We start from the raw sequence: 15,270 nt of genomic DNA, 5'->3' as shown, positions 1-15,270 counted from the left end.
TGACACGGGAGTCGCTATGACTGCACCGTCGCTCGACCGCGTCCGAGACGCATTCGAACAGGTCGCCGGGCCTGGCAAACAGTCCGGCCAATGGACCCTGTTCTGTTGCCCATGCCACGACGACCACCACGCCAGCGCCGCGATCACGCACAACATCAGCGCCGGCCGCACCGTGGTCAAGTGCTTCGCCGGGTGCGACAGCCGAGATATCCTCGAGGCGATCGGCGTCCCAGTGCGCGACCTCTATGACGAACCGCGCCAGCACCCCCGGGGGCCGCAGAGCCCACGCGAGGCCGCCGCCCGCCGCGCCGCCGCCGAACAGGCCCGCCGCGAGGCCCAGGCCCGCCGCGAGCGGACTCAGCAGGAGATGGCCGTGCGCCGCGCCGCGCTCGCCGCCGAACGTGGCCCGCAGACCGGGCCGACCCGCCTCGTGCGGGCCTACATCTACGAGCAGGCCGACGGCACGCCCGCCGGATCGGTCTGCCGCTACGTCACCCCGCACGAGCACAAGGACGTGAAGGACTTCCGCCAGTTCCAGTGGGACACCAAGCGCCGCAAGTACATCGCCCACGGATTCGACCCGGTGCTCTACCACCTTCCCGAGGTACGCCAGGCCGTCGACGAGGGCCGCACCATCGTCCTCGTCGAGGGCGAGAAGGACGCCGACCGCGGCCGCGCTGAGGGCTTCGTCGCCACCTGCAACGCGATGGGCGCCGACACCTTCATCGCCGATCACGCCGCACAGCTCGCGGGCGCCGCGCGCGTAGTGATCGTCGCCGACCGCGACCAGGCCGGCTACCGCCACGCAGCCCACGTCCGAGACCTCATCAGCGGCACCGTCGGGGCCGTCTACACCGTCCGCGCGGCCGAGGGCAAGGACCTCAGCGACCACCTGGACGCCGGCCACCCAATCAGCGCACTGGTGCCCTGCGACCCCCTCGCCGAGCTCCACGCCCTCACCAACCCCGCCACCAGCGAGAAACGGGCCGCAGACACCGCCCAGAAGCTCATAGCCGCCACGACGACGCATCCGACACCTCCACGGTGCGTAGCCCCCTCAGCGGCCGCCACAGCACCGATGGGCGCCGCGGCGCCGCGACTTGAGCAAGGCGCGACCGCACAGGTGGGTATCTCGCGATGAGCCGGCCGAACAGCACGTCCTGGGACCTCGGCGCCATCGACCCGGCAGACCGGCAGATCTGGCGTCTCCACCGTCGCGAGGGGCTCGCGATAGCCGATCTCGCCCGCAAGTTCGGCGAGCCCGTCACCGCGATCAGCCAGCGCATCCGTGCATACGAGGCTGCAACCGACTTCACCGCGGCGCTGGAGGCCAGAACCATCCCCTTCCACCCCGCACGCTTGGAGAAGCACACATGAGCCTCGTGAACCTCGATCCACCCCAGGGCCTGAGTCTTGCCGTGCTGCGGTTCGTGCGACACCTGCAAGGACAACGACGTGGCGGGTCGGGGGTCACGCTGACCCAGCTGTCCGCGTTGCACACGCTCGCCGACGGCGGGCCGATGACACCGACTCAGCTCGCTGAGCGCGAACGAGTGCAGGCGCCGAGCATGACTCGCCTTCTGGGCAAGCTCCACGACCTCGAGCTGGTAGATCGCCGCCCGCATCCCACGGATGGGCGCCAGATGATCGTTGCTCTCACCGAAGCGGGGGAGCGGGCGATCGCGGCCGAGGAGCACGAGCAGTGGCTTCCCAACCAACTGCGCGCACTCACCGCCGACGACCGAGCGACCCTCGCGAGTGCGGCGGCGATCCTCAATGGCATTCGACTTGGCGACGGACTTTGCGAATCCGCGAGCGACCGAGTGCAGGCAGGTTCCCTATGACCTCCACTGAAGGCACCAGGATCATCGAAACCTGGCATGACGTCGTCGAGACGCACGAACTCGACGAGTACGCACGCGACGCACTCGCCGACCCCACCCGCGTGATGGATCCCACCACCGTGGGCCGCAGCGCACGGGTGGTTCTGCTCGTCGATCGCCACGGCCGCAAGGCTGTAGCACGCAAGGTATCGGAGAAGATCCATCTGCGCCGGGCCAGCGGCCGCGAATGTGTCTTCTGGAGGACCCTCCACCAACGCACGATCACCCGCACCGCGGCGGGCATGGTCGTCGAAACCACCACCACAGGCGGATATTCACGTACCAGCACTTCGCTACGACTATTCGCCACCGACACCGCCGATGCCGTGCAGGTGGTTCGGGGCTCCCTCGGCGCGGGCCGCGACTACCTCGCGACGGGTGGCCAGGTCACCTCTGTTCGTCGTCGACTGGAGAACACCATCGGCCCCGCGCCGATCATCACGGAACGGTTTCCGCTACTGGCGTCAAACGACAGCAGTGGGTTTGCCACTACGCTGAGCACAATCGCCACCGCCTCAGCCCACATTCAAGATCCCTGGCTCGACTCGATCGACGCCGCACAGGTCGCCCGAAAGCTGTACGGAGCGCGGAACTACCGTCGGCCGATGGCTCGCGAAGTTGCCCGGCTGGACCCCTACACCCTGAGCTGGTACGCCGTTTTCCGCGGCCTCGTTCCACCGGACTGGATCGTCGATGCGCTCCGTCGCGTCCCCGATGATCACCCGAGCCCGCAAGGACTTTCGTCGACCCAAGTGAAGTCCCTCCGCGCGCTTCTCGTGCGCACGCCCCAACCCGTCCTCCGCCGCCTCCTGAAGGAGCCTCTCGGACCGCTCTCGATGGCAATGCGTGATACCGCAGACCTCATGCGCAGCTTCGCGGTCAGATTCCGTGGAGACGACGATATCGCCAGATTGCTGGCGCTCGCAGGCCAGCGCAACATCAGGTCGTCGACTGATCTGCACAACCTGGTGATGACGGTTCCGTCCAATCCTGAACTGCTGCTCCGGAACACGGCCCGCGCCGCCGCCACAGGAAAAGTGATGGCCATGGAGCGGGAACTGCGTTACCTCCTTGACCGACTCAACGAATGTCGAGTGGAAGAGGACCTTGAGCTGGTCGAGTGGCAGACCTGGATCGGTTTGACCACAGACGAGCGCGCACAGCTGCTCAACGATCTCGACCAACGCGAACTCGATGCGGAGCGCTTATCTGTAGCTGGTTTCGTGGTGTATCCGACTGCTGCGATCGTCCAGGTGTGCATGCCGCCCGGCCATTCAAGACATATTTATCTGTAGTACTGTCGCGAATGACGGAGGGTATCGACCCCTCGAGTTCGGGTCAGGTCGATCACGTAGTTGGGGGGTGGCTCCGACTACGCTGAGCGCATGCCGCCGCGTCGTATCGGACCCCCGAAGTTCAGCCTCGACACCTTGTTTGAGCAAGGTGTAATGCACGGGGACGCGCTCGACTACCTCCCGAAGCTTCCCAAGAGCAGCGTTGACCTCTTCTTTACATCGCCGCCCTACGCGGACGCACGTGCCTACAGCAGAATCCATCCGGACAATTACGTCGAGTGGTTCATGCCGTTTGCTGAGGCGATGTTTGAGGCGACCGCCGACTCAGGCAGTCTCATTGTCAACATCAAGAATCGGGTCGCGAACCGGGGCGAGCTGCGAGGCCAGCGGCACCCCTACGTGTATCAGCTGGTCCTTGCGATGCAGGAGATGGGTTGGCGCTGGATCGAGACGTATATCTGGGCAAAGCCGAACGCGGTTCCCGGACGATTTGGGCCGCGGACAAAAGATTCGTTCGAGTACGTGTATCACTTCGCACGGGGCGACAAACCATTCTTCGACCTGGACAGCATCCGGGTACCATACAAGGCTAGTAAGGCTGAAATCGAGAGACGGAAGCAGGACAAGTTAGGACGCCGATCGACAGAGGCTGGCTTCGGTCGCGACCGCACGAAGACTTATCTCCTTGGCGGTGCAGATCCCGGCAATGTTGTGTCCGTCCCGCAGACGTACAACCAGCACAAGGGAGTAGCTCACACGGCAGCCATGCCGGAAGGCCTTGCTGAGTTCTTCGTCAAGGCGGCTTCCCCGGATGGTGGCGTCGTGGTTGATCCGTTCGCCGGCAGTGGAACCACAGTCGTTGTTGCCCGGCGTCACGGACGCCGCGCCGGCGGTTTTGAGCTCCACGAAGACTTCGTCACTGAAGCGCGCCGCCGGATCCGTGACGACGAGGCGGACGACCTCCCGGGGTCGATCGCAGCCTTCGGATGAGCGACGACGCAGTGAAAGCCACGGTCGCTGAAATCGCCTTGGCGGCAACGTGGGAGGAGCGAATCAAGCGGATTCGACTGGTGCCGCAAAAGCATGGAATCGCCGAGCATGCCGAGATCTACGCGACAGTCGCGCGGGTCTTGTACGTGCCGAACTTGGCCCCCGACTTCGCGTACATCCACGGCGACGACTTCTACGACCTGCCCTACTTTCAGCAGACCTACGACGCGGCGATCGCCGCGACCAATGGATTCACTGCTGTCACAGAAGCCGATCTCGCGAGGATCATCCAGGCCGATCCGCGCACTTTGCTGCCTCTCCGAACGATCATGGGGTTCACCAAGACCGAGTTCGCGCATTCAACGACCCTGGTCGCAGGTCCCTTAGGGCTGGCGCCGCTATCGGCGGCGAAGGTCGACTCGATGGAGCGCAAGGGGAGCACGACCAACGCGGCGCAAGCCCAGGTTGCCGCGAAGACCCTGGTCCAGGTGCTCAACGGGGCGCTGTTCGGAGCACCTCCCGCCGGTGTGCGGAGCAAGCAGGACAAGCCGGACACAGCGCAAGGCTGGGCCACGGTTCAGCAGTTCGCTCAGCGCGGAGTGCCGTTCGCGACGTTCCTGCACCAGCGGCACTATGGTGGCGCGTTTCGCCAAGTGCTCGATGCCACCTCGACTCGTCGCGGGGACATGATCGAAGACGCCGTGGAGGACCTGTTCAATGCACACGGCGTCGATTTCATCAGGACCGGCTCGACCAACCAAGGTGAGATCGCGGAACGGTTCGAGATCCACGTTGCTCCCGCACCTGACTTCGTTGTGTTCAAGAAGCAAGGCGGGACGGAAGTGGTTCGAGCGATGCTTGAGTGTAAAACCATCAACGACGGAGGCACTGCTCGCGACAAGGCCCCGCGTTTCAAGAACCTACGAGATGAATGCACAAGATTGGGCGGAATTCCTCTAATAGGAGTTCTGGGCGGGATGGCGTGGACTCGTGTGAACGACACCCTCGGCCCGGTCATCCGCGATACCGACGGACGAGTGTTCTCGCTATCCAACCTCGACGAAATGCTTTCGGTATCGCCGTTTCCTGATCTTGTAACGAGATAGAATAACAGGTTTTCTCCGTTCTCTACACCGATGCATCAGCAGGGGGGGTCGGTGACGGAATGTCGATCTTGGAATGCAGGTCCGCCAGGAAGCGGTCAGCATTCGACAGGATTTCAGCGGCACACCGCGCACAGTACGTACTTCGACGTTGGGGACCGTCCGAAATCTGCAGGCAAGGTTCGCCCTTCGAGATCAGGTGCAGCTTCGGGTTGCGGCTACATTTTCGGAGTTTCCCTGCAGGGACGACCTCGACGTGTTTCAGTATGTTCTTCACCGAAGCCATTGATTCACCCTTCGAGAGCGAGTCGGATGGACTCTGCGACCTGGTCGCCGATTTCGTCCAGTGAGTCGTAGGCGATCTGAAGCTGATCGAGTGTCCACTGATCGCGGGTGCTCTTATTCTCCCCAACGAAGGCGTTGATCTCGCTGTTCAGAAGCCCGTACAGGGCGTCAGAGTTGTTCCCGCGGGCATGCTTCATCGCGCGGCTAAGGTCGAATCCCGCCCGGGCGAGTCCGAGGTCGTTCAGTACGCGCTGGTGGATGGACTTGGAGCGGCTGTCGAGCCGGCTCCGCAATGTCTTTCGATGTACCTGCGGCTGGACGGGCACCGCCTCAGCCGGCGACTCCTGCCGCGTCTGGTGGTTGGCGAGGGTGGCGCGGAGCACCTCAGCAGGGACTCCGAGCTCGCGGTAGGTCACACCGCCGGGCCCCTTCTTGTCGAGCAACGCCTCGATGTCGCGCTCGTCGCTTGAGTCGATGAAGGGCTGGCTGATGAAGTAATCGAGCTTCTCGTCGTCCGCAACGGGTGCATCGAACCGTAGCGCTGTCTGATCGTCGTCGGCTTCACCGCGGCCTCCTGAGCTCGCGCCGCCGCGGCCACGGGTCCAATCCGCGATGATCTTCTTGTCCTCGTTGTCGAGGTCGCGGAAGTCTTCCCACTGCTCCTCGTTGTTCAGTCCGACGTGCGAGACGACGAAGCCCTGGTTGTTAGGGCTATCAGGGTCATTGAGTTCGACAGTTCGCATGACGCGGCCGACGAACTGCACATACGGTGCCAGCGATCGATACGGGCGGAAGATGGCGGCGACACTCAGCGGTGGGTGATCGAAGCCCTCGCCGAGCATCGCGACCTGAACGATGACGTCGATCTGGTTGTTGCGCAGCTTGGCGAGGACCGCCGCCTTGCGCTCCTCAGGCATCTTGCTGTGGATGGTCTCAGCCTGCAGCCCCATCTCCTCGAAGATCCCCCGGACCTGGTTCGCGTGGTCGATCGTCATGGCAGAGGCCGCGATCTGATGCGGGAAGCCGGTCGCGGCCCGCAGCGCTTGCCACTTCTCAAGGGCCTTCTCTGCGATGTGCCGGTTGCACTCGTCGGACAGGGCCACGCCGCGGCGAAACCACGCTTCGTCGTTCAAGTCGAGAACCTGCTCGAGCGTGTAGGTGTTCGTGCCGTCGCGGTCGGTGAAGGTGATCTCCGCGGGGTGTGCAGAGGCCGACACGATGTGCTTGATGTAGCCGTTGACCATCGCGCGAGCGAAGGAGTACCGGTAGACGATGTCCCCGAGAAGGTCCTGATTGTCTGACCGGAACGGAGTCGCGGTCAGGCTCACGAAGAATGCCTGCGGAAACGCACGCACGACCCTCTGCCAGCTTTCAGCGGCGACATGGTGACCCTCGTCGATGATCACCAGGTCGAAGAAGTCGGGAGGGAACTGAGACAACCAGCGGTCGGCACTGCCGGCGAGCTGCTGAATGTTGGCGACCACGATGTGACTGTTGACGCAGTCATCCATGTTGGCCTTGGGGCCGTCAACCAACGCGGTGAACGGCCCTGAGGTGAACGAATCCAGGATGCTGGCCTTCTTCCAGAAGCAGCCGGCGTTCGAAATGTTCACCTCCGCATAGAGTCCCGCGCGGATCGTGGTGTTCGGTGCGACGATGAGGGTGCGCCTGCGCGATAGCCCGAAGGGCAGGATCGCCGCCACACCTGTCTTGCCGCAGCCCACCGGTAGCTGCACGATCGCAGGGGTCGTGTGGTTCTCGAAGTGGGCGACGACAGCCGCGTACGCCTCCTTCTGCGGCTCGCGAAGTTGAGGGTTGCCGTCGATGAATGCATCAGCGTCGCCGAAGAAGTCAGCGACGGCGTCGGTAGCCACATCGGCCGTGTTGTACTCCAAGCGGAAGGCCTCCAAGTCCGAGGTCAGGTAGTACCGATACGCGCTTCCAGGTCGACGGATCGGGGTCAGCTTGCCCGCTGTGTCCCATCGACGAAGGGTCGCCGGAGAGACGCCTACGTAGGTAGCTGCTTGGGCGATGGTGAGGTACTCATCTGAGGATTCACTCATGACCGGAAGCCTACCACAACACTTCGCAACCTTGATCAACTCAGTCGCCAAACTGGACTCGGTGGTGCCGCGGGCCTGTCGATGGAACCGAGTGTGGCTCTGATGCGTCTAACAGGTATGGGGAGTTCAACGGGTGACCAGGACGATGTCCTTGGCGGCGATGGAGATGAAGTGGTGGCAGTACTTCCACCCTGGGTCGAGGCGTGGTTCGCTCAGCAGCGGGCGGCGCACCGTCGCCTTCGAGGTGAGCACCTGCCCGTGGGGGAATGCTGGTCGTACTGGGAGTCCCAGCTTCGTTGATGCATGCATCCAGCGCGAAGGTGCAGTCGAATCACGGTGTGAGGCGCTCGATCTCGGCATGGGCGATCGCGAGTGCGTCGTTACGTTCACGGACGGTACGACGGAGTTGCGCGATCTCCTCCTCTCTCATCCGGAGCTGGTTGCGGAGGCCCGCGATGATGCTGTTGTCCGCAGTAGCGGGCGGCGCGACCTCGGCGGGAGAGGCGGTGCCAAGGCTGCGCTGAGCGCGGATCTTTGCTGCTTGCTCAGGGTGCCGGTAGATGGTGGCGCGCGAGAGGCCAGCAGCTTCGGCGACCGTGCTGATATTGACCGGCTTACGCGCGCGTTTGAGACGCAGGCGAGCCTGGTCTATGCGGCGGGCGGTCGCCTCGTAGGTGTCGCTGGCGTACGCGAGCAGGCCTTCGTAGGCCGCGGATCCACGTCCTTCGGCGTCAGCGGCGTCGTCCGCATCCACGTTGGTCATGATCGCTTGCTCCCGCGCGCCTGAGGGTCACGGACGGTCGGTGGGGCTTTGTCGAGAACGACCTCGTGGCTCCCTCGGGTCGCGACAACCAATAACGGCAGCCGATCGCGGGTGCCGGCGCCTGCGATCACCACGGGGGTCGTTGCTGCGCTTTCGGCAGCTTCTGCATCGAGGCGCTCAATGACGGCCTGTAGAGAGCTGAGCTCGCGTATCCGTTCGCGTGCCCATACGTTGTCGTCGGTCAGCTCGCGCCCGGTGCGTGCCAGTACCTGTTCCTGGCGTGCCGCGAGCAACGCCTCAGTGCGGCGGTGTTGGTCGCGGAGTTCGTCGAGGTGGGTGAGGTCGGTAGCAAAGTGCCCGCAGGACAGGCACGCGTTGCCCTTGTCGCAGGTTTTCAATGGCGGCAGCATGCAGACGCCGTTCGGCAGGATCCGGTCTGTGCGTGAGGCGAGCTTGGTCATCGTGTAGATGTCGATCGGGCTGATCGTGATGTCGCGCCCCTCGGCGCCGATCTTCTTGTGCTTGAGGAATTCTGCCTCGGCGGTTGCGGCGAGGGTCGCTGCGTAACGGGCGGTCATCGCCGGGCTCCGATGCCCGAGGTAACGCTGGACGACGTGCAGCGGCACGCCGTCGTTCAGCAGCTCTGTCGCTCGGGTATGCCGCAGACGGTGGGTCTGGGTGAACCGCAGTGGGTGACCAGCAGCATCGGTGAGGCCGTGCAACTTGTCGAGCTTGCCTAGGGACAGTCGGTAGGAGGCTTGAGGCCGGGGCTCGCGGCCGCGGTACTGGTGCTTCACACCGATGAACAGGTATCTCGACTCGATTCCGGGGTAGGTGTCGGCGAGCCACTCCTGCTGCTCCCGGATGACATTCACGACTGCTTGCTCGACCAGGATCGTCGGCACGACACCGTCGACCTTGGTCTGCTGGTATCGGAGCTTCGCGACGAACGTCTCTTCGCCCGGCGGCTCGATGGACGCAGCCCTTTCGACACCAGGAATAGCTTCGAGGGGGTCGTAGTCCAGCATCAGGATTTCGGATGCGCGGCGCCCCGTCATGGCCTGCAGCAGCCAAGCTCGGGCAGCCTGAGGGTCGTCGAGGCCGTGGACGTAGGAGTGGCTGCCGTCGGGATGGGTGATGTCGACCATGGTGTCGCGGGGAGCTGCGAGCACATCGAGGTACGCCAGCATCCGCTGAAGATCGGAGGTGGCGTACCAAGTCAGCTCCCGGGTCCGTGATCCTGGACGGGTGCGGTACGCCGGACCCCAGAGGCGGGTGTGTGCCGCCGTCAGCTCACCCCACCTCGTATCGCCGGTCGCGGCAACCGCTTCGGCTGCATGGTCGAACATGAACGTGTAGAACGATTGCGTCTGGGATTCGATCTGCTCGATCGCGGATGCGGAGAGCCTGCCGCCTTTCGCTGATGCTTCGGGGCCGCGAAGCTCGGCGCTGAAGTCAGCGAACACCCCACGCAGGTGAGCGGGATCAGTAGTGATCGGCGGGCCGGTTATCTCTCGCCTGGACAGGAACGGCCCCAGGTGACGGGCGGTGGAGTTGCTTCGCTCGGCCGCCGTTGACCAGCGCAGCATTTCGGTACTGAGCGCGATTCGTAGGTGGAACCGCATTCCTTCGCGCAGCCAGGCAGGTTCGATGCGATCGAGCTGGAAGACGTCGCGTACGGGCTCGTGCTCGCGGCGGGGGATCCGCGGATCTGCTCGCAAGTCCCAGGTGTTGTGCGCCCACCACGGTAGGTCTCGGCACCGGACACTGAGGTACAGGTGGAGTTGGCCGACGATCCGTTCGATGTGCTGGCGCCGGGTCCTGCTGGGCAGGCGTTGATTTCGTCTCTCGAACGCGGCGAACGCCTGCCGGTTGACTTCGGCCGGATCGAGATCAACGATGCTCGAACACCGACTGCCTCGGGCCGTTCCGAAAGCGTAGGTCTTGGCGATAGCCTCGGACACCATGCGTAGCGACGATGGGTCGAGCCGTCGGCTGCCCTCGGTCCAGCTGACCCAGACCCACCATGCGAGCTCGTCTGCGAACCGCTGTGGGCATTCGGCCGGCGCGAAGTCGTGGACCGGGTCCTCGCCAGAGCGGGAGAGGAAGTAGTCATTCTGAGTGAACAGGTCGCTGTAGGGCTCTTCCGAGATCCGATACGCAGGTATCCGCCACCCCTGGGGAACTTCATCCCACTGCCGCCGCCACGGCTCATCCGCGGCGTCCGCGGCGACGAGCCGGCGGTCGTTACTCTCGGTCGCCATCGACGCGCTCCTTCCAGCCAACGGCTGCTGAGCGCCACTGCGCCGCGGCCCTCATCTCGGCTTCGTCCGTGACCCAGCCATAGGTGTCGATCGTTGTAGTCACGTGGGCGTGACCGAGCCGGCGGCTCACGACATGCACATCGACTCCACCGAGGAGCAGGGTCGTCGCATGTGTATGCCGGAACCAATGCGGAGTCCAACTCGGCGGCAGATCCCGCCCGGCCTTCGTGCTGATCGCCCGGATTCTGCTGTACACGGTCTCCGGTCGAAGGGGCCGGTAGCGCTCTCCTGCACCGAGGTTCACGAAAACGAAATGCTCAGCCAGGCTGGGTACCTCAAGGTCAGCGCCATCGTCGATCAGCGCCCACACATACTGTGAGTACAGGGCCTCGAGCTCGTCGGTGACGAAAATCTGCCGGGCGCGGTACGTCTTCCCTCGCACGCCGTGGGGGTGGTCCTGTCGTCCCACCACCTCCACCCACGGGGTTCCACCGGACCCGATGTGGAAGTCCTGGTGCCGCAGTGACAGCACTTCGCCGAGACGCATTCCGGTATCAGCGAGCACCGCGAATAGTAGTCGGTCTCGCAGGCCTGCAAGGCCTCCAGTCCAACCGCCTGTGTCTGTTGGTGAGGCGCAGGTATCGAGTATCAGATCGATCGCCTTCGGCTCAAGTAGCGGCGGACGCTTACGAGGGCCGGAGCGAACAGGAAACACTGGACTCCGGGACTCCCGCTCCGGACCGACCCCCTCGAGGAACGGTCGGTGCGAGGTCGCAGTACCGCTGTATCGGGCGCGTCGACGCGATGAGTACAGCCGGTCATACGGCCCCTCAAGGCCTTTGGCGTCACGAAAGTATGTGTACATCGCTAACACCGCGGCAGCACGCTGCTGAACCGTCGAGGCAGCGGCCGGCTTCGCCGGTTCGCCGATCCGAGGAGTGTCCGGAAGGTCTCCTGATCGGAGATAGGTCAGGAACGTTCCGAAAACGGTGGGCGGAAAGTCGTCCCATTTGCTGCCGGTGGCTTCCAGGACTGTCCACCATTTCGCGAGACCATGGGCGTAGGCGCGGAGCGTATTCGGGCGGTCTGTCGACCTCAGGTACCGCAGGAACTCCTGCGCCGGCGCGATCGGCAGAAGGTCGGATCCGAGGACGGTATAGTCCGGGCCACGCTCACCCTTCAATCGTTGGACCGTCGCCATGTTCGTCACCCCTCACCGCACCGACCAGCGGGGCTACGCCCGCTGCTTGCGGTATGCCTGGAAGTCCACCACGTCACCGCGGGCGACCTGCGTCTTGCTGTCGTTTCCAGGACCGCTTCGCTGCCCAGTAAGGAACTCGGAGACCAGGTCTCGCTCCCACATGTTGTCCTTGGCTGCGACGACACCTGCCGAACTACTGCCGTGAATCTCCTCGAGCCACCGGCTGAGCAGCCGCGGCCGCTCAGGGAGCCGGTCGTTCCAGCCGGGCTCGGTCCGTCCCCAGGTGTACCCGGTTTCAGCATTGACGCGCGTGTACAGCTGGGTGCGCAGCGTCTCGTAACGGTCGTCGGGTAGTTCCCCGGAGTCGTGGAGGTGCCGCAGCAGCGCACCCAGAGAAATGCCCCACTTCTCCTTCACTGGAAGAAGGTTCAACAACGACGGACTTGTTGACAACGACTCGCGCACCTCCGCCATCGGCGCCAAGAACTCGGAGGCAAAACGGGAGGCCTCCTCTTCGTGGTCGTCGCTCAGCTCGGCGATATTCCCGTGAAGCATCAAGTGCCCCAACTCATGAGCGACCGTCCAACGCGTCCGCTCCCATGAGTCCAGCTCCCGAAGCACCATGATCGGGCGCTCACTGAACTCTCCGAACCATGCTGCGCAACCCAGGTGCTTCTCAAGACGCCCCCGCGAGTTGTCCTCACTAGCACTGCCGCTGAACCGTTCACGACGCATCACGACGGTCACCCCCGCGCGCTCAACCATGTACGTGACGTTGCCGATCGGCTGGCCTGTTTCGATGAGTAGGTTCTTGCGAGCCAACGCCGCTGCGGCGACTGCATCCAGCCCCGGTGCGGGGCTCAACCGAACGGGCGGAAGCTTGCGCTGCCTATCGAGCTCGAGCAAGAAGAAGTCGCCGACAAGAGCGATGAACTGGGCCATCCGCTCCTTCTCGGTCATGGTCGTCGACTTCGGAGCGCGGAACAACAAGTGATCGGACTCAACCCTGCTGAGCGGTGCCGTCGTGAAGAACGACTGCGGATATCGCAATGCCTCCGCGAGCCGCTCGAACTCATCCTCAGGCACTGTGACTGTCTCGGTGCGCTCCAAGCGGGTGAGCTTCGCGCCCTTCCAGCCGACCATATCCATCAAGGCCTTCGCCGTGAGCCTCCGCATCAGGCGAGCCTGACGCACCCTCAGACCGTAGATCTCCACCGTGTTCACCGTTGCCTCGCTTTGTCGCCACCGGCGACGCTAAACCAAGGATCCGACACATTCCAAACACTCAGGACTCGCCGGTCGACTCGTCGTCGTGCTGGTCCAAGATGTCGTCGAAGTTGTCGTCGGCGGCCGTGTCGATTTGGGGCGTCGTTGTCGACGATCCGCCTGCACCGATCAGTACCGGCAGAGGACTCTTCGCGTACAGCACAGGCTGAGAGTCGTCGATGCCGTGAACGGCTGCAAGGTAGGCGCTCGCAACTTGGCTGCGCTGTGGGTCCGTGCTCCACATGACGAACCAGCGGAACTCGATGTTCTGGTCTGGGTCCACCACCAAGTGCCGCTCCAGATTCTCGAACACGCCACCATGGAAGCTGAGCTGCTTCCCAACAGATGCGGCATCGTCGACCGCAACCTCGGGAGAGGTCGAGCGGCGAGCCGCCGACTCCTCCGGCGTGCGCTCGCGGACGACCACGAAGTTTCCCTGGTCGCGACGCACACGCATGTCCATCCCGTGCCCGTCGCCGATCAAGGCTGACATCCCCGCGCCCATGTTCGTCGTCAGTGCCCCGCGACCACCCGGTGGGACCTCCGTGTCCCGCCTCATGCGCCGTGTGATCAACACGCCCCGCACTGAAGTGCAGTACATCATCCCAGGCATGTTGGTCGGTGCTCCGAACTCCGGCTCCCACGTGTTGCCGACGCACACCACCGCCGCGTTGAGGTCCCGCCTCAGCTGACCGAGTTCCTCGCTGTGGAACTGGACAAGACGGTCGCACGCCGCCCGCACCTGTTTCAGGTTCATGAGGGAAGGATTTCACATGGATACCTACATCGCAATAGGTATCCATGGCAGAAATTTCGGGATCCGCCAGGTGTTCCATGACTCATACAATACATGTCGCAGACGAAATAATCTATTGGAACACAGGTAGTTTCGTGATCTTGACGCGGCTACGCACCAGTTAAGCCTTCCGATGCCAGGAAAGGGCACGGCTCAACCGCCTTGCGACCGAAGCCGATCGCGCCGACTGGGCCACGCGCCTCACCGAGCAGATCCAGACGCGCCCGGTCTTGGGCGGGTTGGACGTCACAGTGGCGAGCACTCCGGCGGAACTCGCCCAATGGGGTGCCTTGATGCGGACCTGCATCGGTGGCTACAGCAACGAACTTGGGCTGGACGTACTTCTAGGCTTGTTCCGTGACGGGGACCTCGTCGCCAACGTGCAGATCACCCGCGCCGAAGGTGTTGTCCAACTGCTAGGCAAGTACAACCGAGGTTTCGCCGCGACGAAGGACCTCGGCGCAGACCTCGGCCGGATGGTCCTCGCGGACCTCCAGGCGCTCGGTGTGCCAGCAGCGAAACATGGTTGGGGGCTGCGTGATCTTCAAGAACGCGCAGCGTAGGAGCACCGCGCCGACGCACGTCTTCTTCCTCACGGGCCCCGCGTTTCGGTAGCCGGCCGCCGCCGGGTGTGGTGTGATCCGAGAGGTCAACTGAACACCGAAGAGAAGAAACGGCAAATCATCTCATGGCGACAGACAACCAGCGTGAGCTGGGTATTTTTGGCATGCACGAAGAAGGAACAGGGGAACACGATGACCGGAATTCGGGAAGCGCTGCACGATCGGTACAGCCAGGAGCTGTCGACGATGGATCGGGCGGGGTACGAGGAGATGCTCGACCAGCGGACGGCCGAGCTGGAGCTGCAGGTGGAGCAGGCGGCCTCGGCGATGGAGCGGACGCTGAGCAGCCAGTGGCTGCAGGAACATCCGGGCCAGGCGATCGGCTACATGGAGAAGTTAGGCCTGCTGCAGACGGCGCGCCAGAGCGCGACCGAGCAGGTGCTCGCACAGCTGTGGGAGGGCGCGTCGACGTCGACGGACGAGGAGCCGGCGCAGCCCCGGACGTGGACGGAGCGCTGGGACAGCGAGGAGGCGACGGCGCCGACGCAGGAGATCGAGGACCTGGTTACGACGCTCTGGCCGGAGGAGGCGACGGAGACGCGGTTCCGGGTGCTGGCAGGGGATCTGCTGCAGGCACGGGACGAGGACGGGGAGCAGCTGCCCGCGGGCCCGAGCGACCCGCTCGCGACGACGCTGCGGGAGCTGGTCGAAGCAAGGGTCGCGGCAATCGCCGAGGCCGTCGACGAGAAGTAGACGACGCCCAACTCTCGCTGTTCGATCCGGGGGACGAGGACTTCC

Annotated in this window: 15 protein-coding genes and 1 pseudogene; 8 read left to right on the top strand and 8 right to left on the bottom strand. The window is 64.0% G+C overall.

Annotated elements, in window-relative coordinates:
* Positions 1-16: 16 nt before the first annotated feature.
* From BLQ62_RS00615 to BLQ62_RS00590, 6 genes are all read left to right on the top strand, one after another.
* A complete protein-coding gene (locus tag BLQ62_RS00615; RefSeq protein ID WP_068563701.1) occupies positions 17-1,141 on the top strand; it encodes a hypothetical protein in 1,125 nt (374 codons plus the stop codon).
* Positions 1,138-1,377 (top strand): hypothetical protein, encoded by a 240-nt coding sequence (locus BLQ62_RS00610; RefSeq protein WP_068563699.1) that lies wholly within the window; start codon positions 1,138-1,140, stop codon positions 1,375-1,377. Before BLQ62_RS00615 ends, BLQ62_RS00610 begins: the two co-directional genes overlap by 4 nt.
* Positions 1,374-1,844: a MarR family winged helix-turn-helix transcriptional regulator gene (locus BLQ62_RS00605; protein ID WP_068563696.1), complete on the top strand. Its 471-nt coding sequence runs from the start codon at positions 1,374-1,376 to the stop codon at positions 1,842-1,844. The genes BLQ62_RS00610 and BLQ62_RS00605 overlap by 4 nt, the downstream gene beginning before the upstream one ends.
* Positions 1,841-3,178, top strand: a complete 1,338-nt coding sequence (locus BLQ62_RS00600; RefSeq protein WP_068563694.1) for a hypothetical protein — start codon at positions 1,841-1,843, stop codon at positions 3,176-3,178. The genes BLQ62_RS00605 and BLQ62_RS00600 overlap by 4 nt, the downstream gene beginning before the upstream one ends.
* A gap of 90 nt (positions 3,179-3,268) precedes the next feature.
* Positions 3,269-4,168: a DNA-methyltransferase gene (locus BLQ62_RS00595; RefSeq protein ID WP_068563784.1), complete on the top strand. Its 900-nt coding sequence runs from the start codon at positions 3,269-3,271 to the stop codon at positions 4,166-4,168.
* Entirely contained in the window at positions 4,165-5,274 is a 1,110-nt protein-coding gene (locus BLQ62_RS00590; protein ID WP_068563692.1) for a hypothetical protein, read from the top strand. The genes BLQ62_RS00595 and BLQ62_RS00590 overlap by 4 nt, the downstream gene beginning before the upstream one ends.
* A gap of 22 nt (positions 5,275-5,296) precedes the next feature.
* On the opposite strand, the gene BLQ62_RS23130 is transcribed toward BLQ62_RS00590, so the two are convergent.
* The 8 genes from BLQ62_RS23130 to BLQ62_RS00560 form a co-directional block, all read right to left on the bottom strand.
* A complete protein-coding gene (locus BLQ62_RS23130; RefSeq protein WP_139184116.1) occupies positions 5,297-5,557 on the bottom strand; it encodes a hypothetical protein in 261 nt (86 codons plus the stop codon).
* A gap of 4 nt (positions 5,558-5,561) precedes the next feature.
* Complete coding sequence (locus tag BLQ62_RS00585) at positions 5,562-7,619, bottom strand: DEAD/DEAH box helicase family protein (protein WP_082756145.1); 2,058 nt, start codon at positions 7,617-7,619, stop codon at positions 5,562-5,564.
* A gap of 126 nt (positions 7,620-7,745) precedes the next feature.
* Positions 7,746-7,871, bottom strand: coding sequence for a hypothetical protein (locus BLQ62_RS24325; protein ID WP_269451309.1), 126 nt, complete (start codon positions 7,869-7,871; stop codon positions 7,746-7,748).
* 79 nt (positions 7,872-7,950) lie between these two features.
* Positions 7,951-8,382, bottom strand: a complete 432-nt coding sequence (locus BLQ62_RS00580; RefSeq protein ID WP_068563688.1) for a DUF6262 family protein — start codon at positions 8,380-8,382, stop codon at positions 7,951-7,953.
* On the bottom strand, positions 8,379-10,646 hold the full coding sequence (locus BLQ62_RS00575) for a tyrosine-type recombinase/integrase (protein WP_068563686.1): 2,268 nt from the start codon (positions 10,644-10,646) through the stop codon (positions 8,379-8,381). The genes BLQ62_RS00580 and BLQ62_RS00575 overlap by 4 nt, the downstream gene beginning before the upstream one ends.
* Positions 10,630-11,847 carry a tyrosine-type recombinase/integrase gene (locus BLQ62_RS00570; protein ID WP_068563782.1) on the bottom strand — a complete coding sequence of 406 codons (1,218 nt, stop codon included), beginning with the start codon at positions 11,845-11,847 and terminating at the stop codon, positions 10,630-10,632. The genes BLQ62_RS00575 and BLQ62_RS00570 overlap by 17 nt, the downstream gene beginning before the upstream one ends.
* 33 nt (positions 11,848-11,880) lie before the next feature.
* On the bottom strand, positions 11,881-13,071 hold the full coding sequence (locus BLQ62_RS00565; protein WP_231857510.1) for an ImmA/IrrE family metallo-endopeptidase: 1,191 nt from the start codon (positions 13,069-13,071) through the stop codon (positions 11,881-11,883).
* Positions 13,072-13,132: 61 nt separating this feature from the next.
* On the bottom strand, positions 13,133-13,870 hold the full coding sequence (locus BLQ62_RS00560; protein WP_068563684.1) for a hypothetical protein: 738 nt from the start codon (positions 13,868-13,870) through the stop codon (positions 13,133-13,135).
* 212 nt (positions 13,871-14,082) lie between these two features.
* On the opposite strand from BLQ62_RS00560, the pseudogene BLQ62_RS23125 reads away from it, so the two are divergent.
* A pseudogene (locus tag BLQ62_RS23125) lies at positions 14,083-14,472 on the top strand (PcfJ domain-containing protein); the annotation flags it as partial.
* Positions 14,473-14,664: 192 nt separating this feature from the next.
* Complete coding sequence (locus tag BLQ62_RS00550; RefSeq protein ID WP_068563680.1) at positions 14,665-15,225, top strand: hypothetical protein; 561 nt, start codon at positions 14,665-14,667, stop codon at positions 15,223-15,225.
* Positions 15,226-15,270: the final 45 nt, after the last annotated feature.

The organism is Tsukamurella pulmonis (assembly GCF_900103175.1).
GTDB classification, from domain to species: domain Bacteria; phylum Actinomycetota; class Actinomycetes; order Mycobacteriales; family Mycobacteriaceae; genus Tsukamurella; species Tsukamurella pulmonis.
The sequence above is the reverse complement of the archived record's forward strand: the minus strand, read 5'-3'. Positions and strand labels throughout refer to the sequence as shown.

Coding starts and splice junctions, on each gene's coding strand:
- BLQ62_RS00580 (WP_068563688.1), bottom strand. CDS start 8,382: ATGACCAACGTGGATGCGGACGACGCCGCTGACGCCGAAGGACGTGGA.
- BLQ62_RS00610 (WP_068563699.1), top strand. CDS start 1,138: ATGAGCCGGCCGAACAGCACGTCCTGGGACCTCGGCGCCATCGACCCG.
- BLQ62_RS00590 (WP_068563692.1), top strand. CDS start 4,165: ATGAGCGACGACGCAGTGAAAGCCACGGTCGCTGAAATCGCCTTGGCG.
- BLQ62_RS00615 (WP_068563701.1), top strand. CDS start 17: ATGACTGCACCGTCGCTCGACCGCGTCCGAGACGCATTCGAACAGGTC.
- BLQ62_RS00585 (WP_082756145.1), bottom strand. CDS start 7,619: ATGAGTGAATCCTCAGATGAGTACCTCACCATCGCCCAAGCAGCTACC.
- BLQ62_RS00570 (WP_068563782.1), bottom strand. CDS start 11,847: ATGGCGACGGTCCAACGATTGAAGGGTGAGCGTGGCCCGGACTATACC.
- BLQ62_RS00600 (WP_068563694.1), top strand. CDS start 1,841: ATGACCTCCACTGAAGGCACCAGGATCATCGAAACCTGGCATGACGTC.
- BLQ62_RS00595 (WP_068563784.1), top strand. CDS start 3,269: ATGCCGCCGCGTCGTATCGGACCCCCGAAGTTCAGCCTCGACACCTTG.
- BLQ62_RS00550 (WP_068563680.1), top strand. CDS start 14,665: ATGACCGGAATTCGGGAAGCGCTGCACGATCGGTACAGCCAGGAGCTG.
- BLQ62_RS00560 (WP_068563684.1), bottom strand. CDS start 13,870: ATGAACCTGAAACAGGTGCGGGCGGCGTGCGACCGTCTTGTCCAGTTC.
- BLQ62_RS00605 (WP_068563696.1), top strand. CDS start 1,374: ATGAGCCTCGTGAACCTCGATCCACCCCAGGGCCTGAGTCTTGCCGTG.
- BLQ62_RS00575 (WP_068563686.1), bottom strand. CDS start 10,646: ATGGCGACCGAGAGTAACGACCGCCGGCTCGTCGCCGCGGACGCCGCG.
- BLQ62_RS23130 (WP_139184116.1), bottom strand. CDS start 5,557: ATGGCTTCGGTGAAGAACATACTGAAACACGTCGAGGTCGTCCCTGCA.